Origin of the sequence: Pseudomonas sp. Irchel 3E20, from assembly GCF_900187645.1 — a bacterium.
Classification (GTDB): Bacteria; Pseudomonadota; Gammaproteobacteria; order Pseudomonadales; family Pseudomonadaceae; genus Aquipseudomonas.
In genome coordinates, this window is the sequence record NZ_FYEE01000004.1 from 49293 (window position 1) to 75489 (window position 26197).

Genomic DNA, 26197 nt, shown 5'->3' on the forward strand with positions numbered 1-26197 from the left:
GCGGGGGTCAGTTGGAGTGGGCGAGCTCTTCGGTGGCGCTGGTGTCTGGCGTTGGGTCCGGGGCTTGGGTGACGACGGTGAAGTCGCTGACTTCGACGGTGCCGACACCGTAGCCCACCAAGTGGAAGGAAAAGGCCTTGCGCGACTGCGGGTTATTGAACCGAAAGTCCATTTCCAAAGGCTGCCCGGCGGTGAGCACCATGGCCTCGGGCAGGCCGATCTGTACGTCTTTTTCAAACTCCTTGGCCTTGAGCTGGATCGAGGCGTTGTCTTGCAAGTCCACCGAACGGATGGTCAGGCGCACGTGGGTTTGGGAGCCCTTGGGCATTTCCAGGTACTGGGCGCCGATCAGGTTGTCGGTCCAGTCGTTGTTGGGTTGGGCATGCAAGGGCAGCACTTCGGGGCCGCCGAACTGGTAGCGCTGGTTCAGCGGCGAGCCCAGCAGCGTGCGGTCCAGGCCTTCGGCGCGGGCGGCGACTTCGCGGGCGCGTTTGCCGCCGTACTGGCCAAGGTAGCTCACCCGTTCGGCGATGAACCCTGCGCTGCTGTAGTCGCGGCAGCGTTGCTGGAAATCGCATTCGGTGAAGGTGCCCAGGCCATTGTGGTAGCGCAGCTTGCCGTTGGTGAAGGACATGATTTCACGGCCGCTGTCGTAGTCGCGAAACAGCGAGCGACCGCTGAGGGCGGCGGGCACCGGCAGGGCGAAGTAGTCCAGCACCGAGGTCGTCAGGTCGACATGGCCGTACACCCCGGGCTTGACCCGTGGCAGTTGCGCCTGCTCGGGCGCCAGGGTCAGGTTGAAGCCCCAGGATGAGGCCAGGCGCACGCCGTCGATGCCGTGGGATTCGTCGGAGGTAATCATCACCAGGGTGTCTTTCAACACGCCCTGGCGTTCCAGGCCCGCGAGGAACTGGCCGAGGGCGTCATCCAGGTAGGCGACGGCGGCCTGCTTGGGGGTGTCGTAGCGTTGCAGGTATTCCTCGGGCGCCGAGTAAGGCTGGTGGGTGCCGACGGTGAGGAGGGTGAGCATCCAGGGTTTTTTCTGTTTTTTCAGTTGGCCGACGTAATCCAGCGCGCCCTCGAAAAACGCCTTGTCGTCCTTGCCCCAGGGGAAGTCCAGGTACGAGGCGTTGGTGAACCATTCCAGGCCCAGGGTGGCGTCGAAGCCGATGTGGGGCATGATTTTGTCTTTGGCCATGAAGCGCAGGCCCGCGCCTTGCAGAAAGTGCGTGGAGAACCCGTTCTGGCGCAGTTGGGCCGGCAGGCAGGCTTGGTTGCGCTCGTTCAGGTTGAGCATTTCCACGCCTTTGGGGGTGCCGTTGTCGAGCTTGTCGTAGTCGCCGCAGAGCATGGCGTACAGGCCACGGATGGTTTGGTGGCTGTGCAGCACATAGTCGGGGGTGTTCATGCCGCGCTCGGCCCAGCGGCTGAGGTTGGGCATGAGGTTTTCCTGGTAGCTGCTGTTGAGCGCCTGGCGATTGACCCCGACATACGCCCCGGGAATGCCTTCCAAGGTGATGATGAGCACGTTGCGCGCCTGCCCGGGGTCACTGAGCAGGTGATGGCCATTGAGGTCCAGTTGGGTCAGGCCGGCCATGTCGGGGGCGATATCGACGCCATCGTCCAGCAGCCAGTCTTCGGCGCGCATCTGCACGTCGCCGACGCCCGCGGCGAGCAACTGGTGCGGCAGGTTGAATTGTTCCCACTGGTCGGCGTCCGAGGGCGCCAGGTGCTGGCTTGCCCAATGGCCGATCAGCAGCAGCGCCGGGGCGGCCCAGGCCTTGCGCGGCAGGGCGGGCGCGGGGCGATGGCGCCCGGCCCACTGGGTGGCCAGCCACAGGCCCAGGCCCAGCGCCAGGGAAACCGCCAGCCAGGGCTGGGCGAAGCCGCCGCCGGTGGAGTTTTCGACGAACTGCGGGTCGAACAGGTAATGCAGGTCCGTGACATCCGGCATGCGCCCCACGGCGCTGACCAACTCGGCCGTCGCCACGTTGAGCAGGCCCCAGAACAACAGCACCGGCAGCGCCAGCCACCAGGGCCTGCGGTGCAGCACCAGCACCAGCAGGCTGCCGATGCCCAGGTCCGACAAGTAACCCAGCGGGTTGGACCAGCCCAGTGCGGCGCGTAGGCCCACCGGCAGAAGCAGAACGAGGATGACCAGGGCGATCAGGCGTGCGCGTGGTTGTTGCAACCCGTGACGGATGATGTTCACAAAAAAACCTTCCAGACATGAAAACGACACAAAAGTGTGCTGGATGGTACCAAGGCACGGACGCGAGGGCCCGATTAATCCGTCTACACGTTGGCCAAGCGCACTGGCGCGGACCTAGTGCGAAAACTTTTTCGCCCCCGCCACACAACCAATCACCGCCACGGTGACCCCCACCATGCCCAGGCTGACGGGCTCGTGCAGCAAGCTCGCCGCCAGGGCCAGGCCGAAGAAGGGTTGCAGCAACTGCAACTGGCCGATCGCCGCGATACCACCCTGGGCCAGGCCGCGATACCAGAACACGAAACCGATCAGCATGCTGAACAGCGACACATAGCCCAGGCACGCCCACGCCGCCGGGCTGATACCGGCGAATGTCGGCGGCGCCAGCCACAGGGTCAACGGCGCCATGGCCGGCAGCGCTAACAGCAGCGCCCAGCAAATCACCTGCCAGCCGCCGAGGCTGCGCGACAGCTTGGCTCCTTCGGCGTAACCCAGGCCGCACAGCAGCACGGCCAGCAGCATCAGCAAGTCGCCGGCGGGCGAGGCGCTCAAGCCCTGGGCCACGGCATAGCCGACCACCAACAGGCTGCCCAGCACGGAGAACAACCAGAACACCGGGCGCGGCCGCTCACCGCCGCGCAACACGCCGAACACCGCCGTCGCCAGGGGCAGCAGGCCGATGAACACAATGGAATGGGCCGAGGTCACGTATTGCAGGGCCAGGGCGGTCAGCAGCGGAAAGCCCAGCACCACGCCCAGGGCGACGATCAGCAGGGGCAGCACCTGGGTGCGGGAGGGGCGTTTTTCCCGCAACAGCAACAACAGGCACAGGGCCACAAGGCCGGCGAGGGTGGCCCGGGCGACCGTGAGGAACACCGGGTCGAATTCCAGCACCGCCACCCGGGTGGCCGGCAGCGAGGCGCTGAAAATCACCACGCCGATAAAACCGTTGAGCCAGCCACTGGCGCTTTTTTGTGCGGGGTTCAGGAGTGTGGTGCGTGCCATGGGGGCTTACCTTGGGGAGTGATCGTGGCATGCTAGGGCGGCCCCTCAATACAATCAAAAAATTGTCCTGGATACATCTACCTATGTCTCGCTCCCGCTATAAAGCCCTGGTGGATGCCCTGGCCGGCGACATCCGCAGCGGTCGCCTGCTCCCCGGCACGCGCCTGCCCACCCACCGCCAACTGGCCAGCCGCGAGGGCTTGGCGCTGGTCACCGCCTCGCGGGTGTATGCCGAGTTGCAAGCCATGGGCCTGGTGAGCGGCGAGACCGGGCGCGGTACCTTCGTGCGCGAAACCTCGCTGCCGCCGGGCCTGGGCATCGACCAGAAAACGGTAACCCCAGGGGTGGTGGACCTGAACTTCAACTACCCCGCGCTGCCGGGCCAGGCTGAGTTGCTGCGCAACGGCTTGCGGCAGTTGGCGGCCAGCGGTGACCTCGAAGCCCTGTTGCGCTACCAACCCCACGCGGGCCGCCCCCACGAACGGGCGTCGGTGGCGCGCCACCTGCAAGCGCGCGGGCTGACGGTGGGCGCCGAGCAGGTGCTGATCGTCAGCGGTGCCCAGCACGGCTTGACGGTGGCGCTGATGGCGCTGCTCAAACCGGGGGACGTGATCGTCGCCGATGCCTTGACCTACTCGGGGTTCAAGGTGCTGGCCGAAGCGCTGCACCTGGAGGTGCTGGCGATTCCGGTGCTGGAGCATGGCCCCGACCTGGCCGCCCTCGACCACCTGTGCCGCAACCGCCGGGTGCGCGCGCTGTACAGCATGCCGACCCTGCACAACCCGTTGGGTTGGGTGATGAGCCGCGAGGCGCGGGATGGGTTGGTCGACATCGCCCGCCGTCACGACCTGCTGATCCTTGAAGATGCCGCCTACGCCTTCCTCGTCGACAATCCGCCGCCGCCCCTGGCCCACCTGGCGCCCGAGCGCACGGTGTATGTGTCCGGCCTGTCGAAAAGTGTGGCCACGGGCCTGCGGGTGGGGTTCGTCGCTGCGCCGCTGCACCAGGTGCCCGCCCTGGAACGGGCAGTGCGCGCCACCACCTGGAACACCCCCGGGGTGCTCACCGCCCTGGCCTGCGCCTGGATCGACGACGGCACCGTGCTGCACCTGGAAGCGCAAAAACGCGACGACGCCCAGGCCCGCCAGCACGTCGCGGCCAAAGCCCTCGCCGGGTTGCCCTGGGTGGGCCACCCGGCGTCGTACTTCCTCTGGCTACCCCTGGGCGAAGACGCCCGCGCCGACCGGATCGCCAAGGACCTGTTGGCGCGGCAGATCGCCGTCTCCACCGCCGAGCCCTTTGCCACCTCGGCCCACGTGCCCCATGCCTTGCGCCTGGCCTTGGGCTCGGCCCCTTTGGAAACCCTTGGCCCGGCCCTGGAAACGGTGAAGTGGGTGGTGCAGGCGCACACCTAGGCCTGCGCACCCTGATTTGCCGATGGCGGCAGGTTGGTGTGGGCGCGGGCTCTGCTCCTCTTCTATGGGAGCAACTGTGTTACCCCTGCCATTTGTCACCGCCACTGCGTGCCGCCCTCGCGAGCAGGCTCGCTCCCACAGAGGAAAAACAAATCCCACCCACACTGTGGGAGCGGGCCCTGCCCGCGATGAAGCCGGGGCAGGCGATGCACTTCTGGCGGCTGGAATGCCACCCTCGCGGGCGAGCGGCGCCGCCCGGCCTGCTGGCGAAGCCCTTACTGAGCGCCCGCCACAAACACCAGCGCCTTCAAGCCGCTGCGCGGGTCGATGTCGGGGAATTCCGGGGGGTTGTCCAGGCGTTGCACAAAGCGCAGGCCCGGGGCGCCTTGGGTGACGCCGTCGATGATGAAGTCGGCGCCCAGGGACGGGTCGTTCATGCACGCCAGGACCGTGCCGCCCTCGGCCAGCAGTTCCGGCAGGCGGCGGATGACGCGGGCGTAGTCCTTGGTCAGCAGGAAGCTGCCTTTCTGGAAGGACGGCGGGTCGATGATTATCAGGTCGTAAGGCCCGGTGTGCTTGACCTTGCCCCAGGACTTGAACAAGTCATGGCCCAAAAAGCTCACGCGGGCCAGGTCATGGCCGTTGAGGCGGTGGTTGTCGCGGCCTCGGCTCAGGGCCGCGCGGGACATGTCCAGGTTGACCACATGGCGCGCGCCGCCCTCGATGGCCGCCACCGAGAAGCCGCAGGTGTAGGCGAACAGGTTCAGCACCCGCCGGTCACGAGCGTTGGCCTTGACCCAGTCGCGGCCGTAGCGCATGTCGAGAAACAGCCCGCTGTTCTGCTTTACGCCCAAGTCCAGCAGGTAGCGCAGGCCGCCCTCGGTGAGGGTCCATTGCTCCAGCGGCTCGCCCAACAACCACTCGGTGGTGCTTTGCGGCAGGTAGCGGTGCTGCAGCGCCAGGTGATGGGCGCCACTGGCTTGCCAGGGCGCTTGCTGGGTGAGGGTGTGCAGGCTGGCGACGAGGGCCTGCAACTGTTCCTGGCTCGGTTCCTTGAACAACGACACCAGCACCACCCCTTGCAGCCAGTCTACGGTCAGTTGTTCCAGCCCCGGCCAGCAGCGCCCACGGCCATGGAACAGGCGCCGGGTTTCGGCCGGCGGGGCTTGCAGGGCGGTGGACAGGTGAGCGTGCAGGGTGGACAGGGCGTCGGCATTCATCGGGCAGGTTCGGCAGGGGGAAAGGCCGGCATTCTAAACACAAAGCCACGGCGCTGCTGGATTCGCCCTGGCGCCATCGCTTCTTGGCAATGCCTCTGGCTCAGAAGCCGCCGCCGAGGGGGTATTCCACCGCGAGGCGGATCTGGTCGCTGTCCAGTTCGGCCTGGGCACGGTTGCCGCGATGCACATTGTGCCGCACGGAAAACGCCGCGCCCTTGGCCTTGCCGCTTTGCACCACATAGCGGGCTTCGAGGTCGCGCTCCCAGTGTTTGCCACCCTGGCCGTAGCCCAGGTAGGCGTAGCCGCCCGCAGGGTCGAGGTGGCTGGCGTCGATCTGGCTGCCACGAATGTAGGCCGCGCTCAGGCTCAGCCCCGGCAAGCCGAAGGTTTGCAGGCCCAGGTCGTAGCGCGCCTGCCAGGATTGCTCGTTCGGCGCGTTGAAGTCCGAGAGCTGCACGGCGTTGCTGATGAAAATCGCCCCACGGGTGACGTAGTCGAATGGCGTGTCGCCGCGCACCTTCTGGTAGCCCAGGCTGAAGGTCTGCGGGCCGCTGGTGTAGCCGGACATCAGGCTCCACGTGGTGTTGTCGATACGTCCCGACAGCGCCTGGCCTTCGTCGGTGGTGCGGTACAGGTTGAGGTTCAGCGACAGTGAGCGGGTGGGGCTCAAGGCGTGGCTGAACGTGGCGCCCAGGTAATGCTGGTTCCAGGTATCGGCATAACGTGAGGTGTAGAGGCTGGCGCTCAGGCCCGGGGTGGCGCTGTAGACCACGCCCGCAAGGTCGAAGGCGTTGCCCTGGCGGCCATTGGAGTAATTGACCACAAAGCCGCGGTCGTGGCTCGAGGCATTGCGGTCGGTGCTTTCGGTGAAGTGCCCACCCAGCAGTTTCACCCCGGCCCATTCCTGGCTGGTGAGGAACAGCCCGGTGGCGGTTTCCGGCAGGAGGCGGCTGTCGGAGGAACTGAATACGGGGGTTTTCACCCGTTGTTCGCCCCAGGCCAGGGTGGTGGACGACACCCGCAACTTGAGCGCGGCGCCGCCACGGCTGAAGCTGTTTTTGGGGTGGCCGTCGTGGTCCAGCCCCAGCAGCCGCGCCTTGCCCGCGCGGCCGCCACCGCTGTCCAGTTGCAAGCCTTGGTAAGCGTGGGCATCGACGCCCACACCCACCGTGCCCTGGGTAAAGCCCGACTGCACGCTGCCCATCAGCCCGTAGGCCCATTCTTCGCCGTAGCCATTGCGCTCGCTGCGGGGTTTGTAGGCGTTGCGCGCGCCGTTGCTGCGGGCGCCGTGACGGTACTCGCGTTGGTCGTACACGCTGCGGTTGAGCAGGGTCCAGGTGCTGTCTTCGACAAAACCCTTGGCCTGTTCCTGGGCGGACCCGGCGTTGGCCAGGGTGCTGTGGCCGAGCAAGGCGACGGGCAGTGCCAGCGCAGTGATGTAACGCATCGGGGTGGTCTCCAGGAAGGGTTAAAGAGGCGTGGAAGCGCAGGATCTGCGCGCCATCGCTGGGGTCGGTCAACCAGCCCGCGCCCCGAAGCTTATTGGCCAGGGTTTGCAAGACCATGGGCAGGCTGATGGCGGTTTCGCCCAGGGCCGCGCCGGCGATCACCGCCAGCACCAGCAGGCCATGGCCGAGTAACCGGGCGTGTCTCATTTAGGCAACTTGAAGTGCTCAACAGCGCTGGCCAGCTCCTCAATGGCGCCGAACATCCGCGTGCTGGCGTTCATGCCGTGGGCGTCGATGATGACGATGCGGTCGTGCTTGACTGCGTCCATGTGGCGGGTCACTGGGTTGCTCTTGAGGAATTCCAGTTTTTTGCGGTAGTCGTCGGCGGGGTAGCGGCGCCGGTCCATGCGCGCAATCACCAGGATATTGGGGTTGGCCTTGGCGATGGTTTCCCAGCCCACGGTGGGCCATTCCTCGTCGGATTCGATCACGTTGCGCATCCCCAGGGCGCTGAGCATGAAATCGGGGATGCCCTTGCGGCCCGCCACATAGGGGTCGATGCCAAGGTCGGCGCTGGAAAACCACACCACTGCGGAGACGTCCCGGGGGTGCTGCTGGCGCGCCTGGGCCACGGCGTTGGCCAGGCGATTCTTCAGGTCGCTGACCAGGCGCTGGCCGCGGTCCTCCACATCGAAGATCTGTGCAAGCTCGGTGATGCTCTTGTACAGGCTGTCCACGCTGAAGGCCTTGAGGCGCGTGCCATCGGCGCCCACCAAGTTGTCCTTGCCTTCGCAGTCGGAGGGCAGCAGGTAGGTAGAGATCTTCAGTTCATGGAACTGCTCGCGGGTGCCGACCGCGCCTTGGGGGCCGACCATCCACTCCAGGTCCACGGCCACCAGGGCGGGGCGCTTGCCGATCACCGCTTCAAAACTGGGTTCGTTGTCGGCCAGGCGTTCGACCTTGGCATCCTGGGCCTTGAACTGCGGCAGCACTTCGTTGAACCACAGCGAGGTGCCTACCAGTGTGTCGCCCAGGCCCAGGGCGTAGAGCATCTCGGTGCCGGATTGGCCGATGGTCACGGCCTTGGCCGGCGCCTCGCTGAACGTCAGGGGCACGCCGCAGTTGTTCAGGTGCAACGGGTATTCGGTGGCACTGGCGCACAGGCTCAGCGAGGTCAGGCCGAGGCCGGCGAACAGGGCGTTGAGGTGGGGCAGTGACATGAAATGCGATCTCCATTGGAACCGGTGCACGGGCAGGGCACGGCCTTGGAAAACACATCCCTCAAACGCTGCCGCCAGGGCAGGGTAAAGCTGAAAACGCATCGAAAACCGCGTGCGGATGTCCTTTCCGGACACCCCGCCGGTTAGTGTTTGCTACGGGCCGGCAGGTGTTCTGATTGGCGCTTCGCGGTCCGCCAGCGGCCTTCGCGGGAGGTTTTCCGGTGGCGTGCGTGGAGGCAGGGGGCTCGGCGCCTACAGTTGCGGGGGCAGTTCCATTTCAGCGTGGCTTACGGCGCGCTGGGGGATTCCCTGTCAGTTCCTTGCGCCAACCGGCGGGCGGCATGTTAGTTCATCGATACGCATTCAACCAGCGGCGGGGCAAGTGTATGGCCGTGATTGCGCGGTGCATTGCGCTAGCTTGTCATGTTATAAAGTAACAGTTCAAGCTTTTCATCGACCGCTCTGGCGAGCGGGTTTCCTATCATCCCGTTGCGAATACTCCATGACCCATACCCCTTCACCCGCTGTTAGCCCCCCGATTTCACGTCTGCTGTCCATCGATGCCCTGCGTGGGCTGGTGATCCTGTTCATGCTGCTCGATCACGTGCGCGAAACCTTCCTGCTGCACCGCCAGGTCGGCGACCCGATGGACATCGCCAGCACCGAACCGAGTCTGTTTATCAGCCGTACCCTGGCCCATTTGTGCGCCCCGGTGTTTGTGCTGCTCACCGGGTTGTCGGCGTGGTTGTACGGCGAAAAATATGCCGGCAAGGCTGATGTCGCGGCGTTCCTGTTCAAGCGTGGGTTGTTCCTGGTCCTGCTGGAGCTGACCTTGGTGAATTTCGCCTGGACCTTCCAGTTCCCGCCCAGCGTGATCTACCTGCAAGTGATCTGGGCCATCGGCCTGAGCATGCTCGCGCTGTCGCTGCTGGTGTGGCTGCCACGGCCGGTGTTGGCATTGCTGGCGGTGGCGATCATCGCCGGGCACAACCTGCTGGACGGCGTGCATTTTCCCGTGGAGTCGGCCTTGCACGTGCCGTGGGCGATCCTCCACGACCGTGGCTGGCTGGCGTTTTCTGCGGAGTTGCGCCTGCGTACCTCTTACCCGGTATTGCCGTGGATCGGCGTGATCGCCCTGGGCTACGTGCTGGGGCCGTGGTTCAGCCGCAGCACGCCGGTGGCGGGGCGCCAGCGGCGCTTGCTGGGCTGGGGTGTGGCGGCGTTGCTGGGGTTTGTGCTGGTGCGCCTGGCCAACGGTTATGGCGAAAAACCCTGGGCCGTGGGCGACACCGCGCTGCACACCCTGATGGGCTTTTTCAACATCACCAAGTACCCGCCGTCGCTGCTGTTCCTGACCTTGACCCTCGGGCTTGGGCTGCTGCTGTTGCTGGCCTTCGAGCGGGCCGGCCAGCGGCGGTGGCTGCTGCCGTTGACGGTATTGGGCTCGGCGCCGATGTTCTTCTACCTGCTGCACCTGTATGTGCTCAAAGCCTTGTATCTATTGGCGGTGGCGGCGTTCGGGCTGAACCAGGGCAGCTACTTTGGCTTCGACTCCATTGGCGCGGTGTGGCTGATGGCGATGGCCCTGGCGCTGGCGGTGTACCCGCCAGTGCGCTGGTTCTCTGCGCTCAAGGCCCGGCGCCGCGACCTCGCCTGGCTCAAATACCTGTAGCCCCTACGGCACGGCTCAGGCGTCGCGCAGCAGGTCGTTGGCGTTGAGCAGGCTGTAGGCGATCTGCGGGTTTTTTTCCAGGGCGCGGCGGATAGCGGCAGGGATGGTCTGGCGGGTTTTGCGGCACAGGCCTGGGGTGTCGTCGATCTGGATCTGGATGCCGCGCATGGTGCGCACTTCATTGAAACCGGGGGCGACCTGCACGCGGATGCCGAGCAACTGGAGCATTTTGCGCTGCATGTGTTCCAGGTCGTCCAGGCTGTGCAGGTTTTCCAGGCGTTCGAGCAGGCGTTTTTCTTCGGCCCGGGTCAGGCTCAGGATCGGCAATTGCAGCAGTTCCTGCTCCGGCAAGCGGTCGCGCCCGCAGGTGCAGGCGCCGGGAGGGCAGGGTTGGCGCAGGTGGGCAGGCGTGGTCATGGGCAGCAGCATAGCGACTGGCGCGCGGCTTTGCCTATCACGGCGCCAGCGCACCGGGTGGCGCGCGTGCAACGCAGAGGCTGGCTGTGCCGGCCTCATCGTCAGGCGGGCGCCCAGGGCCTTACTTCTCCCACTCCGCCTTGGGGATCAGCAGGCCATGGTTGCCGTTGTAGGCGGCGCGTTGCGGCGGTTGCCAGCCGTCGAGCAGGCTGTCGTCGAGGCGGTAGATTTCCACGCCCAGGGGTCGGCAGACCTTGAGCGGGTCTTCGGCGTCCGGGCCCCACATCGGCAGCGAGAGGTCGCCGCCCGGGCAGGTGGAGAGGGCGCACAGCAGGTCGATTTCGGCGAAGAACTCCAGGTAGTCACCTTTCTGCGCCGGGCAGGCTTTCATGAAGTACATGTCGTCGTGGTTAAGGCCCGTGCACTGGAAGATGTTCAGCACGTCATGCACGTCGAACTCGGTCAGGCCGTGGGGCAGCACAGCGCGGGTCAGGTTGGAGTGGCAGTGGTGGTGGAAGTCTTCGCCGGTGAGCATTTTGTTCACGTAGGGGTCGCAGCGGGTGCCGAGCAGGTCGTGCAGGCGCCCGCCGTGCTCGTCGATGCCGTAGGCGGCCAGGCTGTCGTCGGTGATGGTGACCATCGGGCGCAGAAACGGCAGGTTCGACCACAAGCGGTCATAGGTGCTCACGTGGGCGCCCTGCAACTGGCGGGTGCGCGCGGCCCACATGCGTTCGCGCGGGTCGTTGGCGTTCCACACGTTGAAATCGCCCACCTGCGGGCCGACCGGGGTGGTCACGCGGAATACATGGCCGGCCGGCACTTTCCAGGCGCGGCCGGTGCGGATCGGCACTTCGAACTGCTCGATCAGGGTGCGAGCGCTTGGGGTCTGGCGCACGCGGTCGTAGAACGCGGTATCGACTTGCAGGGCGGCGCCTTTGCTGACCTGGTAGGCCGCGGGGTAGTCCTTGTACATGGTGGGTCCTCTTTTTTCAGTGTTTGGGGATGCTGGCGAGAATGTCCAGCAACACCCGTTCGGAGTCGTTGAGGTAGCTGCTCATGGCTTCTTCGGCTTCTTTCTTGCGCCCCTCGCCCAGCAGGTCGTGGATGTGCCGGTCGCGCTCCAGCCAGGGTTTCTGGAAGGTTTCTTCGCTGGGGGCGTTGGAGAACACCAAGCGCATCTGGGCGGCGACATGGGTGAAGAATTCGTCGAACAGGGGGCTGCGCAGCAGGCCGACGATGTGTTGGTGAAAACGCAGGCTGTGGGTGCCGAAGGCCTGCCAGTTTTCGCGGTCCTGGGCCAGTTGCGCGGCTTCGATGGCTTGCAGCATCAGGTCGGACTGGTACTCGCGCAGCGGTTTGCTGGCGGCGATGGCCTGCAATTCCAGGGTGCGCCGTACTTTGAAAATGTCGCGTACTTCGTCGATACCCAGGCGCCGCACCATCACGCCCTTGTTGCGCACGTAGCTGGCCAGGCCTTCGCGCCCGAGCTGGTGCAGGGCCTCGCGCACAGTGTTGCGCGAGGCGTTGTAGTGGTTGACCAGTTCGCTTTCCACCAGCGGCATGCCCGGCAACAGGCGCCCGCCAATGATGTCTTCGCGCAGTTCAATGGCCACTTGGTCGGCCAGTGACAGGCTCGGTTCCTTGGTTTGGCTCACGGTGTGGCTCCCTTGGCTCAGGCCAGTTGCACGTCTTTGAGGAACTTGGTCATGCGTTCGCTGCGTTGCTCCAGCATCTGCCGGGGCGCGGCGTCCTGGATGATCTCGCCGCCTTCCATGAACACCACGCGGTCGGAGAGCTTGAAGGCGAAGTTCATTTCGTGGGTGACGATGACCATGGTCATGCCTTCGCGGGCCAGTTCTTCGATCACCGCCAGCACGTCGCCCACCAGCTCCGGGTCCAGGGCCGAGGTGGGTTCGTCGAACAGCATCACCGAGGGCCGCATGGCCAGGGCGCGGGCGATCGCCACGCGCTGTTGCTGCCCGCCGGAGAGCTGGTGCGGGTACTTGCCGGCGTGGTCGAGCATGCCCACTTTGCGCAGCAGGGCCAGGCTCAGCAGGCGTAGGTCCTCGTCGCCGCCGTGGGCGTGGTAGAGCGGCGCCATCATGACGTTTTCCAGGGCGGTTTTATGGGGGAACAGGTTGAAGCCCTGGAACACCATGCCGACGTGGACGATACCGTTCATGTGCACCTTGTGCCCCAACGGGCCTTGGGCCTCTTTGGTGCCGCGCAGGAACGGCTGGCCTTGTAGGGTGATGTCCCCGTGGTCGAGGGTTTCCAGGCCATTCATGGTACGGATCAGGGTGGTCTTGCCCGAGCCGGACGGGCCGATGATCGACACCACCTCGCCCCAGCGCACGTTCAGTTGCACGCCCTTGAGCACTTGCAGCTCACCGTAGGCTTTGCGCACGCCACGGGCCTGCAAGGCGAATTCGCCAGGTTCGGCCTGGCCGGCGGCACGGGCGGTGGCGACCTGGCTGAGGTCTACAGCGGCGATGTGCTTGGGTTTGCGCCGGGTTACGTCGAGGTGGTTTTCCAGCACCCGCAGCAAACGGCTGAACACGGTGACGATGAACACGTAATAGAAGGCCACGGCGAGCATGGTTTCCATCACCAGAAAGTTCTGGGTGTAGAGCTGCTGGCCCACCAGGAGGATTTCCGAGAGGGAAATCACCGACACCAACGAGGTCAGCTTGACGATGGTGATGTATTCGTTGGCCAGGGTCGGCAGCGCCACGCGCAGGGCCTGGGGCACCACAATCAGGCGCTGGATGCCGCGATAACCGACGCCCAGGGCCTTGCCCGCTTCCAGTTGGCCCTTGGCCACGGCCATCAGGCCGCCACGGTGGATTTCGGCAATGTACGCCGCTTCGCTGAGCACCAGGGCGATCAGGCCGGCGGAGTAGGGGTTGGACAGCACCAGGCTGGTGGACGGGAACACCTGGGGCAGGTTGTAGACGAAGATCAGCAGCACCAACAGGGGTAGGCTGCGGAAGAACCAGATGTAGACCCCGGCCGTGTCGCGCAGCCAGCGCCGTTGCGACTGGCGCGCCAACGCCAGGAGAAAGCCCAGGACAATGCCCAGCAGCCAGGTTTCCAGGCTCAGTTCGACCACGGTGGCCACGGCGCGCCAGAAGTCAGCGTTCCACAACAGGCCCAGGGTGTAGTGCCAATCGAATTGCATGTACGTGCTCCGCAGGGCGGGCCGCGCGCGGCCCGGTTCGGTGAAGGGGCGGGCGGGCTTAGTTGCCCAGGGCCGCGCGGATTTCCTCGGCGCTTGGCTCAGCCAGGTTGTAGCGCTCGAGCAGGGAGCCATAGCTGCCGTCTTCGCGCAGCTTGCCCAGGGCACCGCTCAGCTCATCGAGCAGCGGTTGGTTGCCCTTGCGCACGGCCAGGCCGATTACCACCGGGTAAATCAGTTCGGTGGAGCTGATGACCGTCTTGCCCTGGAGTTTTTGCGCGGTGATCTTCGCCACCGCGGCGTCTTCCATCTGCACGTCCACGGCCTGGGCCAACAGGGCCTGCGCCGCTTCCGGCGAGGTAGGGAACTCGCGGGACTGGATCGCCGGTTTGCCCGCCGCCAGGCAATGCTCGGCCGAGACTTTGTTCAGCTTGGGTACCCAGGACGCGCCCTTGATCGAGCCCACGCGCTTGCCACACAGGTCCTCAGGTGTGCGCGGCTGGAAATCGCCATTGCTGCGCACCATCAGCGACGAGCCGGTTTTCAGGTAGCTGAGGAAATCCACCTGGCGAGCGCGCTCGGGGGTGACGTACAGCGCCGAGGCCACCACGTCGAACCGCTGGGCGTTCACGCCCAACACCAGGTTGGCGAAACGGGTGTCGAGAAAGCGCGGCGCCACCCCCAGTTGCTTGCCCATGAGCTGCATGAACTCGGGGTCGAAACCGGCGGCTTGCTTGTTGTCCAGGTAGGTGTAGGGCGGGTAGGTGAGGTCCGAACCAATGGACAGTTCACCGGCCTTGAGTGCGCCCTTGACCTCGGCGCCGGCCACCAGCGGCGTCACACAGGCCAGGGCGATGGCCAATGCCAGATTGCGCGTGGAGTTCTTGCCCGTCAGACCTTTTTGCATGTTCGTATCCTCGGTTGCTGGAAGCTGATGCGTCGGTGATTGTTCAACAATCTGTTATTTGATGGTAAGCGGATATCGTGCCAACTATGGTTTTATCGTTGGGATTGAACGTTTTTTGTCCAGATCTAATGATCTTTTTTGCCAGATATCCCCAGTTCGGTGCGCGGGGTTACCGAACGCCACGAAGTGGGGCGTTGTTACGGGTGATGTTGGAGAGGGTGTTACCGAGGGCGGGGTGATAAACACATATGTTCTATGGTTATAAAAAACTGTTCTTTTATCTTTATTTGCGTTGTTGAGTAAGCTCCATGGCAGATGGCCTGCATCGTTGTTGCTGTTGTCGGCAGCAAGCGTTCACTGCGTCAGGCCCGACCCTCGCCCTTTTCTTGAGAGACCTGCCATGAAGATTCGCCTGCTTACCGCGGCCGTAGCGGCTGCCCTTTCCCTCGCCAGCGTCGGTGCATTGGCTGACATCGCCGCCATCAAGCAAAAGGGCGAGATTGTCATCGGCACCCTGGGCACCGACGAACCCAACAGCTTTATCGACGCCAAGACCCGCCAGCTCATCGGCTATGAAATCGACCTGGGCACGGCGGTGGCCAAGGATTTGGGGGTCAAACCGGTGTTCAAGCAGATCTCGGTGGCGGCGCGCATTCCCGAGTTGCAACAGGGCCGTGTCGACCTGCTGGCCGCCTCCCTGACCCACAACAAGGAGCGTGAGGCGCTGGTGGACTTCTCCTACTCGATCCTGATTACCGGGCAGAAGGCCCTGGTGAAGAAAACCACGGGCATCACCGCCCTGGAGCAACTGGCTGGCAAGAAGGTGTTGACGGTCAAGGGCGGCACCCAGGAGCCGAACATCCGCAAGGCCATTCCCACTGCGCAAGTGGTCACCTTCGAGACTTCGCAACAGGCGTTGCTGGCGCTGCAACAAGGCAAGGGCCAGGCCTTTGTCGATGACGAATCGGCGCTGACCAACGACTTCGCCAAAATCGGCGCCGCCTCGGCGGGCTACGCCATCCTGCCGCAAAACCTCAGCACCGAAGCCTTGGCCCTGGCCTTGCCCAAGGACAGCGCCGAGCTGAAAGCGGCCGTGGACAAAACCCTGGCACGCCTGGAAAACAGCGGTGAAGCCGAGCAGCTGTACCTCAAGTGGTATGGCCCGGGCACCAAGTCCAACCAACCGGCGCGGCACTTCAAGATCGACTCCGATCAGGTCCAGTAACACGGTGGGCGGGCCCTGACATCGACGCTTCGCAAGAAGAACGCCGATAGGCGCCCGCCGGCCTTCAAAGGCGTGTGCCCACGATGTTGCAATTCGATTATTCGCTACTGCTGAGCGGTCAATACCACGACATGCTGTTCAGCGGCCTGGCCCTGTCACTCAAACTCGCCGGCGTGACCCTGCTGCTGGCGCTGCCCCTGGCCCTGCTGATCGCGCTGCTGCGCCTGGCGCCGTTGCGGCCCCTGCAATGGCTGGGCTTTGCCTATGTGGAATCGATCCGCAATGTGCCGCTGTTGGCGCACATGCTGTTCTGGTATTTCGGCGCGCCGGAACTGCTCCCTGACGCCGCCCGCGAATGGCTGTACGCCGGCAACATCGAAGCCACCAGCGCCATCGTCGCCCTGACCCTGTACACCGCCGCCTACATGAGCGAAGACATCCGCAGCGGTATCCGCGCGATTCCCGCCGTGCAACTGGAAGCGGGGCGGGCCCTGGGCTTTGGCTACCTGGCGAGCATGCGCCTGGTGATCTTGCCCCAGGCCCTGCGCGTGACCGTGGCGCCGCTGATTTCCCAAACCCTGAACCTGTGGAAGAACACCAGCATCGCCACGGTGATTGGCGTGGCCGAGCTGATGTACCAGGCCGGGCAGGTGGAAAGCGCGACCTTTCGCAGCCTGGAATCCTTCGCCTTCGCCACGGCCGCGTACTTGAGTGTGTCGTTGCTGATTACCGCGGCGGCGGCGTGGTATCAGCACCGTTATGGGCAGGTGGCCAGCCGATGAGCACCCTGGAACTGATCGACACCTACTGGGTGTATTTCCTGGTGGGGCAATACCCCAACGGCCCTTTGGGCGGCCTGGCCCTGACCCTGGTGTTGGCCTCCCTGGGCCTGCTGCTGGCCATGCCGCTGGGGGTGTTGCTGGGGCTGGCGCGTATCAGCCCCTGGCGCTGGTTGCGCTGGCCGGTGACCGGGCTGGTGTTCGGCGTGCGCGGGATCCCACTGCTGATGGTGGTGTTCTGGGCGTACTTCTTTTTGCCTAGCGTCACCGGGCACAAGACCGACCAGTTCACCACCATGCTCATGGCCCTGGTGCTGTTCGACGCCGTGTACCTGGCGGAGATCGTGCGCGCCGGGGTGCTGGGCGTGGACCGCGGCCAGGTCGAGGCCTCGCGCTCCCTGGGCTTTGGCTACTGGCGCAGCATGGCCTGGGTGATCCTGCCCCAGGCGTTGCGCAGCATGCTGCCGTCGCTGGTCAACCAGTTCGTGTCCACGGTCAAGGAAACCTCCTTGGGCTACATCATTGGCCTGGCGGAAATCTCCTTTATCGCCTCCCAGATCAACAGCCAGGTGTTCACCCTGCCGGTGCAGGTGTACCTGATCCTGGGCCTGACGTACTTCCTGCTGTGCTTTGGCCTGTCCCGCTTCGCCTTTTGGCTGGAGCAACGCCAGGCACGCCCCGTTCCCCTCACTGACAACAGCAAGGTTGCGCCATGATCCGCCTGCAACAGGTCAACAAATGGTACGGCGCCTACCACGCCCTGGTGGACGTCGACGAACACATCGCCAAGGGCGAGGTGGTGGTGATTTGCGGGCCGTCCGGCTCGGGCAAATCCACCCTGATCCGTACCCTCAATCGCCTGGAGCCGATCCAGGGTGGGCATATCCTCATCGATGGCCAGGACATCCACGCCAAGGCCATGGACCTCAACCGCTTTCGCTCGCGTATCGGGTTTGTGTTCCAGCAGTTCAACCTGTTCCCCCACCTCAGCGTGCTGGACAACTGCACCCTGGCGCCGATCCGCCTGCGCGGCCTTAAACCGCCCCAGGCGCGCCGGGAGGCCATGGCCCTGCTTGACCGCGTGGGCCTGGCACACAAGGCCGATGCCTTGCCCGCCAACCTCTCCGGCGGCCAGCAGCAACGGGTGGCGATTGCCCGTGCCCTGGCGATGCAGCCGCCGCTGATGCTGTTCGACGAGCCCACCAGCGCCCTGGACCCGGAAATGGTCGGCGAGGTGCTGCTGGTGATGCGCGACCTGGCCCGCGACGGCATGACCATGGTGGTGGTCACCCACGAAATGGGCTTTGCCCGGGACGTGGCCGACCGCGTGCTGTTCATGGACCAGGGCCGCGTGCTGGAACGGGCAGCGCCCGAAGCCTTTTTCCAGACCCCCAGCCACCCGCGCACGCAAAAATTCCTCGCGGATATCCGCACCCCGTTTTCTTCTGCCGTTTGAGAGGCTTTATGAACGCTACGAGCGCGACCTTGCCGCTGATCGATGTGACTGCGCTGGGCAATGGCGGCGACCCCCGCGAGGTGGCCGCCCAGATCAACCGCGCCTGCCGTGAGCAGGGTTTTTTCTATGTGGTCGGCCACGGCATCGACCCGGCGCTGGTGCAGCGCCTGGAAACCCTGAGCCGGGAATTTTTCGCTCGCGAGGAGGCCGACAAACTGCGCTGGCGCATGGAATTGGGCGGGCGCGCCTGGCGCGGCTACTTCCCCCTGGGCGGCGAACTGACCTCCAGCCGCCCGGACTGGAAAGAAGGCCTGTACCTGGGCACCGAACTGGACGACAGCGCCCCGCAAGTCCAGGCCCGCACCCCGGTGCATGGCGCCAACCTGTTCCCCGATGTGCCGCAATTGCGTGAAACCATCCTCGACTACATGGCCGCCGTCACCGCTTTGGGCCATCGCTTGATGGCCGGCATCGCCCTGAGCCTGGGCCTTGACGCGCAGTATTTTGCCCAGCGCTACACGGCCGAGCCGCTGATCCTGTTCCGCCTGTTCAACTACCCCTCGCAACCGGTGCCCGAGGGCTTGGACGTGCAGTGGGGCGTGGGCGAACACACCGACTATGGCGTGCTGACCCTGCTGCACCAGGACCGCATCGGCGGCCTGCAAGTGCGCACGCCCCAGGGTTGGATCGACGCACCGCCGGTGCCCGGCGCGTTCGTGTGCAACATCGGCGACATGCTCGAGCGCATGACCGGCGGCCTCTACCGCTCCACACCGCACCGGGTGGTGCGTAACAGCTCGGGCACCGACCGCTTATCGTTCCCGCTGTTTTTCGACCCCAACTACCACGCCCGGGTGCAGCCCATCGAAGGCCTGCCCGTGGTCGAACAACAAGACGACAGCGCCCGGCGTTGGGACCAGGCCAACGTCCATGCCTTCAACGGCCAGTACGGCGATTACCTGTTGGCCAAGGTCAGCAAGGTGTTCCCGCAGTTGCGGGATAACCTGCGCGACTGATCGCAGCACTGTGGGACCGGGCCTGCCCGCGATGACGGCAGCAAGATCGCCATCGCGGGCAGCCAGGCGCCCACGGATTGCGTTCCCCGTTCTTGGCCCGCCCCTCAACCACCGCCCAATAACTGGCGGATCAACCCCGGGGTGCTGCCGGTCCAGCGCTTGAATGAACGGCGAAAGTTCGCCGGGTCGTTAAAGTTCAGGTACTCGGCCACGGCCTCGTTGCTCAAGCCCTTGATTTGGTACAGGTACAGCGCCACGTGCTTGCGCACCCGGTCCACCTGTTGCTGGAACCCGGTGTCGTGCTTGTGCAATTTGCGCTTGAGGGTCGCCGGGCTCATGGCGAAGGCCTGGGCTGCTTGCTCCAGGCTGGGTGCCTGACGCACGTGTTCGTGCAGGTAGGTGCTGAACACCTCCAGAAAGCTGCCAGCAAAGCCCAGTTGCTCGAGGCTGTCGTGGGCCTGTTGGCGGGCGACCTGGCCGGCGGTGGCCGAGGCATTGGGCCAGGGCTGGGCGAGGTACTGGCGGGGCAGGCGCATCAAGTCCAGTGGGCGGTTGAAGCGGGTCTGCTCGCCCAGGTGCACCCAATACTGCTCGACATAGCGCGGCTCGGCGTGGCTGAAGCTGCATTCCCAGGGCAGGCGCTGGCCGCCCAGCCATTGGCTCATGGCGACCAGCGAGGTCATGCTCGCTTCCAGCAGAAAACGCCCTTGCTCGCCGGCGCCGCAGCTGTCCCTCCAAAACAGGTAGGCGTAGTGCTCGTCCAGCACCAGGCATGGGCTCATCAATGGGCTGAGCAAGGCTTGCTGCTGGGTCAGGATATCGAGGGCCTGGTGCAGGTTTTGCGCGTGGTGCAGGGCCTGGCTGGCTGCACCGTAATGGCCGGGCAGCAGGCGTTGGCCGAAGAGGAAGCTGCTGTCGTCCGCATCCAGTAGGCGCCGGCTGTTGGCGATCAGGCCGAGGAACTGCTGCGGGCTCAGGCGCGCCTGGCCGGCGAGGATGTCTTCGTGGAACAACCCAGTGCCGCGCAGCAGGCGATGACTGTCGATATCCCGCGACAGCGCCAGGTCGATCAGGCACGCCGGTTGGTAGTGCCCAGGGATGAAACGGCTGTCGTTCTCGTACCAAGTGGTCTTGACCGTCATGCTGGCGCCTCAGGCGGTTCTGGCCAGGGGCTTTTTCGCCCGGGCCAGAGCCAGGTTGAGGCGCTTGAGCAGCACGTGCGCCGGTTCCTCGACCGCCATCACCACCGCGGTGGTCGCGGCCAGGTGCAGGCGCTCGCCATGCTGGCGGGTCTTGTGGGCCAGGCCCTGCACCGCTTGTTCCAGCTCCAGGGCCAGCAGGCGCGCCTGGCTCTCGCCGGTGTTGGGCAGCAGCACCACAAAGCGGTCCCCGGCCAAGCGGCAGAGCAAGTCCTGGCGCCGCAGGTTGAGCAGCAGCATATGGCTCAGGGCCTGGAGCACCGCATCGCCCTCGCTGTGGCCGAAGCCCTGGTTGATGGCGGCGAAGTTGTCCAGGTCCAGCACCAGCAAGGACAGTGGCTGTTGTTGCTCAAGGCTGTCGTGCAGGCTGGCGGCCAACTGCTGCTTGAGATAGTCGGCGCCTGCCAGCGGGGTGAGCTTGTCGAACAGGCGATGCTCGCGAAACAGCCGTTCGCGCTTTTCCATTTGCGCACTGATCGCCAGTTGCTCGCGGTGCCAGTGGTAGATGCCCAGGGTCAGCAACACCATGCCCACGGGCATCGGCCCGGATTCGAGCCAGTGATCCCAGGTGATGCTGTCGGGCAGGCGGATGAACTCGTCGAGGCTATCGACCCACCAGGAGAAAAAGATGCAGCTCAGGCCCAGTGCCAGGTAGTTGGTGACGCGCCCGGCGGGGCGGCTCTTGAGCACCAGGCCCAGCCACAGCAACGCCAACAGCGCCGAACCGCCTTCGCCGATGATGTCCAGCCACACCCATTCGCTGACCGCCTTGAGGTCGCCGCAGGCCAGGTGCAGCAGCAAGCCAAGGTTGGCGGCCAGCAACAGGGCGCCGAGTTTCCAGCGGTGGGGTTTGAGCACAGAAAACATGGCGGCGGTCCTTGGGCAAACAAGCAATGGGCGCCAGCACAGCAGATGCATGTGACCGTTGGGTGACAGTGGGGAAAAGGGGCGGGGAGGTCGGATCAGCTCAGGCCAATGCACGGCGGCGCCTGCTTGATCGCCCTGTGGCAGCGGGCTTGCCCGCGATGGCGCAGTTGCGCCGGGGAGAGACACCGGGGCCGTACTAACCCCATCGCGGGCAAGCGAAGCTCGCCCGGCCCGCTCCCACAGGGTGGGCAGTGCAGGTCATTTCAGCTCATTCCTGCCCCCCAACCCGGCCAAACCCCCGGTTTAGCGGCCCTGGCGCCCAGGGCTGTCACAGAACCGTCATTGCCCACCCCTAGCGTGCCCTCTCAGTTGCCGGGCCCAAGGCCTGGTTTTGACGGATTCCTGGGGAGGAACCACATGTACAAGCGCAGCAACACCGCCGGCATGCTCGGCTTTACGCTCACCGCCCTGGCCCTGGCGATTGCCAGTGAGCGCCTGAGCGCCGCCGAGGCGGGCAACACCGAACACGTCGAAGTGGTCGGCCAGGCCGCCAGCATCGACCAGGCGCTCAAGGAACAGCGCAGCGCCGACAGCATCAAAAGCGTGGTACACGCCGACGGTATGGCCCAGTTGCCCGATGAGAACGTCGCCGAAGCGGTGCAGCGCCTGCCGGGCATCAGCGTCGAGCGCGACCAGGGCGAGGGCCGGTTTGTCAGTGTGCGTGGCCTGGGCCCGGACCTTAACAGCGTGACCATCAACGGCACCCTGGTGCCCTCGCCCGAAAGTGAGCGCCGCGCCGTGGCCCTGGATGTGTTGCCCTCCGAGTTGGTGCAATCGCTGTCGGTCATCAAAACCCTGACCCCGGACATGGACGCCAACTCCCTCGGCGGCACGGTGGATGTGAAAAGCCTCTCGGCCTTCGACCACAAAGGCCTGTTCTACACCGGCAGCAGCGAGGCCAGTTACGACAAGAACACTGGTCAGACCAGCCCGAAATTCTCCGGCGCGGCGAGCGACCGTTTCAGCCTGGGCGATGGCATCGACAACTTCGGCGTGGCCGCGGCCCTGAGTTGGCAAAAGCGCGATTTCGGCTCGGACAACGTCGAAACCGGGGGTGCCTGGGATTTCGAGCAAGGCGCGAAGTTGCAAGAACTGGAGCAGCGCGACTACGACATCCGCCGCGAACGCGCCGGTGGCGGCCTGAACTTTGACTACAAGCCCGACGACCTGAGCAGCTACTACCTGCGCACCCTGTACAGCCGCTACAAGGACAGCGAGACGCGCAACTCCACTGCCATCGAATTTGCCGACGCCCTGGGCGAGGGCGAGCGGGGCGACGCCGAGGCCAAGCGCAAGCTCAAACAACGTGAAGAAACCCAGGAAATCCAGTCCTACGTGTTCGGCGGCGAACGTATGTTCGGCCTGTGGACCCTCAGCGGCCAGGCCGGCTACAGCCGCTCCAGCGAAGACAGCCCGGGGCACATCGCCAACGCCGCGTTCGATGGCAACGACGACTTTGCCGACGCCGGTTTCAACAACCAGCACAAACCCCGGCCGATCGTGGGCCAGGCCTTCTACGACCCGAGCAATTTCAGCCTCGCCAAGGTGGACTGGGAACAGCAGAAAACCACCGACACCGAGAAAAACCTGCGCCTGGACCTGGCCCGCGACTACGACTTGAGCGGCTATGCCTCCCAGGTCAAGTTCGGTGGCAAGGTCAGCCGGCGCAACAAGGACAACGACCTCGACGCCTGGGTCTACAAGGACTTCGACGAACTGGGGTTCAGTGACGAACAGCTCAACCTCACCCAGTTCAAGAAAGGCAACGTGGACTACAGCCTCGGCCGCTTTGGCCCGGGGATCAGCGCCGGCGCCATCAAGGACTTGATCGGCGGGCTGGACAAGGCCGACTTCTATGACGAGACCGAATCACGGGTCAACGACTTCAAGATCAGCGAAGACCTCAACGCCGCCTACCTGATGAACACCCTGGACATCGACGACTGGCGCTTTATCGCCGGCATGCGCTACGAGGGCACCGAGTTCGAGGCCAAGGGCACCGGCGCCACCGACGGCGAGTACCAAACCACCCAGACCAAACGCAGCTACCACCATTGGCTGCCGGGCCTGCACGCCCGCTACCAATGGGACAAAAACACCCAGGTGCGCGCGGCCTGGACCAAGTCCGTGGTGCGCCCGACCTTCGGCCAACTGGCGCCGGGCTTTGTCATCGATGACGACGAAGCCAGCTTCGGCAACCCGAACCTCAAACCGCTGGAGTCGAGCAACCTGGACCTGGGCATCGAGCACTACATGGGCCACGCCGGCACCGTCTCGGCGTTCGTGTTCTACAAGGACATCCAGAACTTCGTCTACAACACCGACCTGGCCGGCACCGGCGCCTGGGCCGACTTCTCCGAGGCCCATAGTTTTGCCAACGGCGACAGCGCCAAGCTCTATGGCCTGGAGTTGGCCTACTCGCAGAAATTCGACTGGCTGCCGGCACCCTGGAACGGCCTGCTGTTGGGCGCCAACGCCACCTTCAGCCGCTCCGATGCGCAGATCGAAGGCTTCGATGCGGCCAGCGGGCGCACCCTCAAGCGCGACATCGACCTGCCCAGCCAGTCCGACACCGTGGGCAACCTGATGCTCGGTTGGGAGGACGACAAGCTGAGCCTGCGCCTGTCGGCCAACTACAAGTCGGCCTACCTCTATGAACTGGCCTCGATCAACGACAAGGCCCACGACCTGTCGGTGGACTCGCAGACCTTCGTCGACTTCAGCGCCCGCTATGCGTTGAGCAAAAACCTGCAAGTGAGCTTCGAGGCGCAGAACCTCACCGACGAGTCGTACTTCGTTTACACCGGCCACCGCGCCTACAACGGCCAATACGAAGAGTACGGCCCGACCTACAAGCTCGGCCTGACCTTCACCCACTTCTAAGCCATGGCGCGCCGGCCCGTTGCCGGCGCGCCCCGGGATGCACCCTAAGGACTTTGCCCGTACATGAGAATTTCGTCGTTGACCCGCCTGGCCGCCCTGATCGGCCTCGCTTGCACCCAGGCCCTGGCCGCCGAGCCGAGCCTCACCCTGCGCCCCTGGGCGCCCAACCTCGACGCCCAGGCGTTGAGCTTTTTGCCCGCAGGCACAGGCGACGCACGCCTGGCCGCCAGCGAGCGCGACGGCTTGCTGTTGCTCGACCCTCAAGGCGCCACCCTGGCCCAACTCAAGGGCTCGTTCACCTCCCTGGACAGCCGCGCCGCCGGCGCCCAGGTGCTGGTGGCCAGCCTCGACAACGCCCGCCAGCAAGCCATGCTGGTGGGCCTGGACCCCGCCACCCGCACCTGGGGCGAGCCGCATTACCTGCCGGCGCGGGACTTTGCCGTCAATGGCCTGTGCCTGTACCGCGACGACGCCGACAACCTGCTGCTGTTTCTGGTAGGCGAGGAGGGCAAAGGCGAGCAGTGGCTGGTGGGCCACGGCGCCAGCCTCAGCCCGCAACCACAGCGGGTGCGCGGCTTGCCGCTGCCACCCGAGGCGCAGTTCTGCCAGGTGGACGACGGCGCCAACCGCTTGCTGGTTAATGAAGAAAACGTCGGCTGGTGGGCTTACCCGGCCCATGCCGAAGCGGACGTGTCGCGCAGTGCCGTGGCCATGATCGCGCCCTTTGGCGATATCAAAGGCGCGGCGGGGGCCCTGGCCCTGGTGCCGGGCGGCGTGCTCGCCCTGGACCCCAAAGCCGCGCGCCTGCACCTCTATCAGCAACAGGGCCAGGCCTGGGCGGCCCGCGCCAGCCTGGCGCTGCCGGGCCTCAAGGAGCCGGAGAACCTCGCCCTGCGCGCCAACGCCAAGGGCCTGCAACTGCTGCTGCGCGACGATGACAGCGGCCGCCTCTACGAAGGCCAATTGAACTGGCAGGCCCAGGCCAGTGCCCCGGACCCGGTGCTGCCCAGCGTCGCGGCCCAGGTACAAAGCGAGCCGGTGGGCCGCCAGGGCGATGCGGCGGACGACCCGGCGATCTGGATTCACCCCACCCGGCCCGAGTTGAGCCGCGTGCTGGGCACCAACAAAAAGCAAGGCCTGCTGGCCTATGACCTGCAAGGCAAGTTGCTCCAGGACTTGCCCGTGGGGCGCCTGAACAACGTCGACGTGCGCCCAGGTTTCAAGTTGGGCGAGGAGACTGTCGACCTGGCCGTGGCCAGCAACCGCGACCACAACAGCCTGAGCCTGTTCGCCATTGACCGGCGCAGCGGCGAACTGCGCGAGCTGGCCCAGGTGCCGACCCCACTCAAGGCGATTTACGGTATCTGCCTGTTCCAGCCACCCAGCGGCGAGATCTACGCCATCGCCAACGACAAGGACGGCACCTTCCTGCAATACCGCCTCAGCGCCCCCGGTGCGGTGGTCAAGGGCGAATTGGTGCGCCAGTTCAAGGTGGCTTCCCAGCCCGAAGGCTGCGTGGCCGACGACCAGCGCCAGCGCCTGTTCCTCGGGGAAGAAGACGTCGGCGTGTGGGCCGTGGACGCCCGCGCCGACCAGCCGGCAACGTTAACCAGCGTCATCAAGGTCGGCCCGCAACTGCACGCCGACGTCGAAGGCCTGGCCCTGTACCAGAGTGATAAGCGCGACTACCTGGTGATTTCCAGCCAGGGCAACGACAGCTACCTGGTGCTCGACGCCGAGCCGCCGTTCGCCTCGCGCGGGGCCTTTCGCGTGGGCCTCAACGCCGCGCTGGGCATCGACGGCGCCTCGGAAACCGATGGCCTGGAAGTCACCTCGGCCAACCTGGGCGGCGCCTGGAGCCAGGGCATGCTGGTGGTGCAGGACGGGCGCAAACGCATGCCGGAGCAGGCGCAGAACTTCAAGTTCGTGCCCTGGGCCAAGGTCACCCAGGCCTTGCACCTGCCCTGAGCCGCGCTGTCATCAACCCGTCATCCCTATTTCATCCAATCCCTTCAGGG

The 26197-nt window shown here is 65.2% G+C and carries 22 protein-coding genes and 1 riboswitch; of the genes, 10 read left to right on the forward strand and 12 right to left on the reverse strand.

Going from position 1 to position 26197, the window contains the following annotated elements:
• Window positions 1-7: 7 nt before the first annotated feature.
• Window positions 8-2212, reverse strand: a complete 2205-nt coding sequence (locus CKW13_RS08980) for an LTA synthase family protein (protein WP_176465079.1) — start codon at window positions 2210-2212, stop codon at window positions 8-10.
• Window positions 2213-2326: 114 nt separating this feature from the next.
• Window positions 2327-3217: a DMT family transporter gene (locus CKW13_RS08985; protein WP_095108241.1), complete on the reverse strand. Its 891-nt coding sequence runs from the start codon at window positions 3215-3217 to the stop codon at window positions 2327-2329.
• 83 nt (window positions 3218-3300) lie between these two features.
• On the opposite strand from CKW13_RS08985, the gene CKW13_RS08990 reads away from it, so the two are divergent.
• Complete coding sequence (locus CKW13_RS08990; protein ID WP_095108242.1) at window positions 3301-4632, forward strand: PLP-dependent aminotransferase family protein; 1332 nt, start codon at window positions 3301-3303, stop codon at window positions 4630-4632.
• 275 nt (window positions 4633-4907) lie between these two features.
• On the opposite strand, the gene CKW13_RS08995 is transcribed toward CKW13_RS08990, so the two are convergent.
• The gene (locus CKW13_RS08995) at window positions 4908-5852 is read right to left on the reverse strand and encodes a class I SAM-dependent methyltransferase (RefSeq protein ID WP_095108243.1); all 945 of its coding nucleotides are present in this window, start codon (window positions 5850-5852) and stop codon (window positions 4908-4910) included.
• A 100-nt stretch (window positions 5853-5952) separates the two neighbouring features.
• Entirely contained in the window at window positions 5953-7299 is a 1347-nt protein-coding gene (locus CKW13_RS09000) for an OprD family porin (RefSeq protein WP_176465080.1), read from the reverse strand.
• Between the two features lie 31 nt (window positions 7300-7330).
• Here CKW13_RS09000 and CKW13_RS24985 point away from each other — a divergent pair, with 31 nt between their 5' ends.
• Complete coding sequence (locus tag CKW13_RS24985) at window positions 7331-7492, forward strand: hypothetical protein (RefSeq protein WP_176465081.1); 162 nt, start codon at window positions 7331-7333, stop codon at window positions 7490-7492.
• An 11-nt stretch (window positions 7493-7503) separates the two neighbouring features.
• Here the strand turns inward: CKW13_RS24985 and CKW13_RS09005 are convergent, their stop codons facing one another.
• Window positions 7504-8520, reverse strand: coding sequence for an ABC transporter substrate-binding protein (locus CKW13_RS09005; RefSeq protein ID WP_095108244.1), 1017 nt, complete (start codon window positions 8518-8520; stop codon window positions 7504-7506).
• 144 nt (window positions 8521-8664) lie between these two features.
• A riboswitch (cobalamin riboswitch) is annotated at window positions 8665-8869 on the reverse strand.
• Window positions 8870-9022: 153 nt separating this feature from the next.
• Between CKW13_RS09005 and CKW13_RS09010 the strand changes: the two genes are divergently transcribed.
• Window positions 9023-10192 (forward strand): DUF1624 domain-containing protein, encoded by a 1170-nt coding sequence (locus CKW13_RS09010; protein ID WP_095108245.1) that lies wholly within the window; start codon window positions 9023-9025, stop codon window positions 10190-10192.
• A 15-nt stretch (window positions 10193-10207) separates the two neighbouring features.
• Here CKW13_RS09010 and CKW13_RS09015 read toward each other — a convergent pair whose 3' ends face one another.
• The 5 genes from CKW13_RS09015 to CKW13_RS09035 form a co-directional block, all read right to left on the reverse strand.
• Window positions 10208-10609, reverse strand: coding sequence for a hypothetical protein (locus tag CKW13_RS09015; protein ID WP_095108595.1), 402 nt, complete (start codon window positions 10607-10609; stop codon window positions 10208-10210).
• 121 nt (window positions 10610-10730) lie between these two features.
• Entirely contained in the window at window positions 10731-11582 is an 852-nt protein-coding gene (locus tag CKW13_RS09020; protein ID WP_095108246.1) for a DUF1989 domain-containing protein, read from the reverse strand.
• 16 nt (window positions 11583-11598) lie between these two features.
• A complete protein-coding gene (locus tag CKW13_RS09025) occupies window positions 11599-12264 on the reverse strand; it encodes a GntR family transcriptional regulator (protein ID WP_095108247.1) in 666 nt (221 codons plus the stop codon).
• A 17-nt stretch (window positions 12265-12281) separates the two neighbouring features.
• Window positions 12282-13790: an amino acid ABC transporter permease/ATP-binding protein gene (locus tag CKW13_RS24875; protein WP_095108248.1), complete on the reverse strand. Its 1509-nt coding sequence runs from the start codon at window positions 13788-13790 to the stop codon at window positions 12282-12284.
• Window positions 13791-13848: 58 nt separating this feature from the next.
• Entirely contained in the window at window positions 13849-14694 is an 846-nt protein-coding gene (locus CKW13_RS09035; RefSeq protein WP_095108249.1) for an ABC transporter substrate-binding protein, read from the reverse strand.
• A 400-nt stretch (window positions 14695-15094) separates the two neighbouring features.
• Between CKW13_RS09035 and CKW13_RS09040 the strand changes: the two genes are divergently transcribed.
• The 5 genes from CKW13_RS09040 to CKW13_RS09060 all read left to right on the forward strand — a co-directional run bounded on the left by CKW13_RS09040 (window position 15095) and on the right by CKW13_RS09060 (window position 19170).
• Complete coding sequence (locus CKW13_RS09040) at window positions 15095-15919, forward strand: ABC transporter substrate-binding protein (protein ID WP_095108250.1); 825 nt, start codon at window positions 15095-15097, stop codon at window positions 15917-15919.
• Between the two features lie 83 nt (window positions 15920-16002).
• Entirely contained in the window at window positions 16003-16701 is a 699-nt protein-coding gene (locus CKW13_RS09045) for an amino acid ABC transporter permease (protein ID WP_095108251.1), read from the forward strand.
• Window positions 16698-17414: an amino acid ABC transporter permease gene (locus CKW13_RS09050; RefSeq protein ID WP_095108252.1), complete on the forward strand. Its 717-nt coding sequence runs from the start codon at window positions 16698-16700 to the stop codon at window positions 17412-17414. Before CKW13_RS09045 ends, CKW13_RS09050 begins: the two co-directional genes overlap by 4 nt.
• Complete coding sequence (locus CKW13_RS09055; protein WP_095108253.1) at window positions 17411-18154, forward strand: amino acid ABC transporter ATP-binding protein; 744 nt, start codon at window positions 17411-17413, stop codon at window positions 18152-18154. Before CKW13_RS09050 ends, CKW13_RS09055 begins: the two co-directional genes overlap by 4 nt.
• 8 nt (window positions 18155-18162) lie before the next feature.
• Window positions 18163-19170: an isopenicillin N synthase family oxygenase gene (locus CKW13_RS09060; RefSeq protein WP_095108254.1), complete on the forward strand. Its 1008-nt coding sequence runs from the start codon at window positions 18163-18165 to the stop codon at window positions 19168-19170.
• A 104-nt stretch (window positions 19171-19274) separates the two neighbouring features.
• Here CKW13_RS09060 and CKW13_RS09065 read toward each other — a convergent pair whose 3' ends face one another.
• Window positions 19275-20312, reverse strand: coding sequence for an AraC family transcriptional regulator (locus tag CKW13_RS09065; RefSeq protein WP_095108255.1), 1038 nt, complete (start codon window positions 20310-20312; stop codon window positions 19275-19277).
• A gap of 9 nt (window positions 20313-20321) precedes the next feature.
• Complete coding sequence (locus CKW13_RS09070; RefSeq protein WP_095108256.1) at window positions 20322-21236, reverse strand: GGDEF domain-containing protein; 915 nt, start codon at window positions 21234-21236, stop codon at window positions 20322-20324.
• Between the two features lie 417 nt (window positions 21237-21653).
• Here CKW13_RS09070 and CKW13_RS09075 point away from each other — a divergent pair, with 417 nt between their 5' ends.
• A complete protein-coding gene (locus CKW13_RS09075) occupies window positions 21654-24179 on the forward strand; it encodes a TonB-dependent receptor (RefSeq protein ID WP_095108257.1) in 2526 nt (841 codons plus the stop codon).
• 63 nt (window positions 24180-24242) lie between these two features.
• Window positions 24243-26147 (forward strand): phytase, encoded by a 1905-nt coding sequence (locus tag CKW13_RS09080; RefSeq protein ID WP_095108258.1) that lies wholly within the window; start codon window positions 24243-24245, stop codon window positions 26145-26147.
• Window positions 26148-26197 lie beyond the last annotated feature (50 nt).

What these genes read in the sequence shown, in the direction of transcription:
- CKW13_RS08985 (WP_095108241.1), bottom strand. Translation starts at nt 3,217, where the DNA reads ATGGCACGCACCACACTCCTGAACCCCGCACAAAAAAGCGCCAGTGGC.
- CKW13_RS08990 (WP_095108242.1), top strand. Translation starts at nt 3,301, where the DNA reads ATGTCTCGCTCCCGCTATAAAGCCCTGGTGGATGCCCTGGCCGGCGAC.
- CKW13_RS08995 (WP_095108243.1), bottom strand. Translation starts at nt 5,852, where the DNA reads ATGAATGCCGACGCCCTGTCCACCCTGCACGCTCACCTGTCCACCGCC.
- CKW13_RS09000 (WP_176465080.1), bottom strand. Translation starts at nt 7,299, where the DNA reads ATGCGTTACATCACTGCGCTGGCACTGCCCGTCGCCTTGCTCGGCCAC.
- CKW13_RS09005 (WP_095108244.1), bottom strand. Translation starts at nt 8,520, where the DNA reads ATGTCACTGCCCCACCTCAACGCCCTGTTCGCCGGCCTCGGCCTGACC.
- CKW13_RS09010 (WP_095108245.1), top strand. Translation starts at nt 9,023, where the DNA reads ATGACCCATACCCCTTCACCCGCTGTTAGCCCCCCGATTTCACGTCTG.
- CKW13_RS09015 (WP_095108595.1), bottom strand. Translation starts at nt 10,609, where the DNA reads ATGACCACGCCTGCCCACCTGCGCCAACCCTGCCCTCCCGGCGCCTGC.
- CKW13_RS09020 (WP_095108246.1), bottom strand. Translation starts at nt 11,582, where the DNA reads ATGTACAAGGACTACCCCGCGGCCTACCAGGTCAGCAAAGGCGCCGCC.
- CKW13_RS24875 (WP_095108248.1), bottom strand. Translation starts at nt 13,790, where the DNA reads ATGCAATTCGATTGGCACTACACCCTGGGCCTGTTGTGGAACGCTGAC.
- CKW13_RS09035 (WP_095108249.1), bottom strand. Translation starts at nt 14,694, where the DNA reads ATGCAAAAAGGTCTGACGGGCAAGAACTCCACGCGCAATCTGGCATTG.
- CKW13_RS09040 (WP_095108250.1), top strand. Translation starts at nt 15,095, where the DNA reads ATGAAGATTCGCCTGCTTACCGCGGCCGTAGCGGCTGCCCTTTCCCTC.
- CKW13_RS09045 (WP_095108251.1), top strand. Translation starts at nt 16,003, where the DNA reads ATGTTGCAATTCGATTATTCGCTACTGCTGAGCGGTCAATACCACGAC.
- CKW13_RS09050 (WP_095108252.1), top strand. Translation starts at nt 16,698, where the DNA reads ATGAGCACCCTGGAACTGATCGACACCTACTGGGTGTATTTCCTGGTG.
- CKW13_RS09055 (WP_095108253.1), top strand. Translation starts at nt 17,411, where the DNA reads ATGATCCGCCTGCAACAGGTCAACAAATGGTACGGCGCCTACCACGCC.
- CKW13_RS09060 (WP_095108254.1), top strand. Translation starts at nt 18,163, where the DNA reads ATGAACGCTACGAGCGCGACCTTGCCGCTGATCGATGTGACTGCGCTG.
- CKW13_RS09065 (WP_095108255.1), bottom strand. Translation starts at nt 20,312, where the DNA reads ATGACGGTCAAGACCACTTGGTACGAGAACGACAGCCGTTTCATCCCT.
- CKW13_RS09070 (WP_095108256.1), bottom strand. Translation starts at nt 21,236, where the DNA reads ATGTTTTCTGTGCTCAAACCCCACCGCTGGAAACTCGGCGCCCTGTTG.
- CKW13_RS09075 (WP_095108257.1), top strand. Translation starts at nt 21,654, where the DNA reads ATGTACAAGCGCAGCAACACCGCCGGCATGCTCGGCTTTACGCTCACC.
- CKW13_RS09080 (WP_095108258.1), top strand. Translation starts at nt 24,243, where the DNA reads ATGAGAATTTCGTCGTTGACCCGCCTGGCCGCCCTGATCGGCCTCGCT.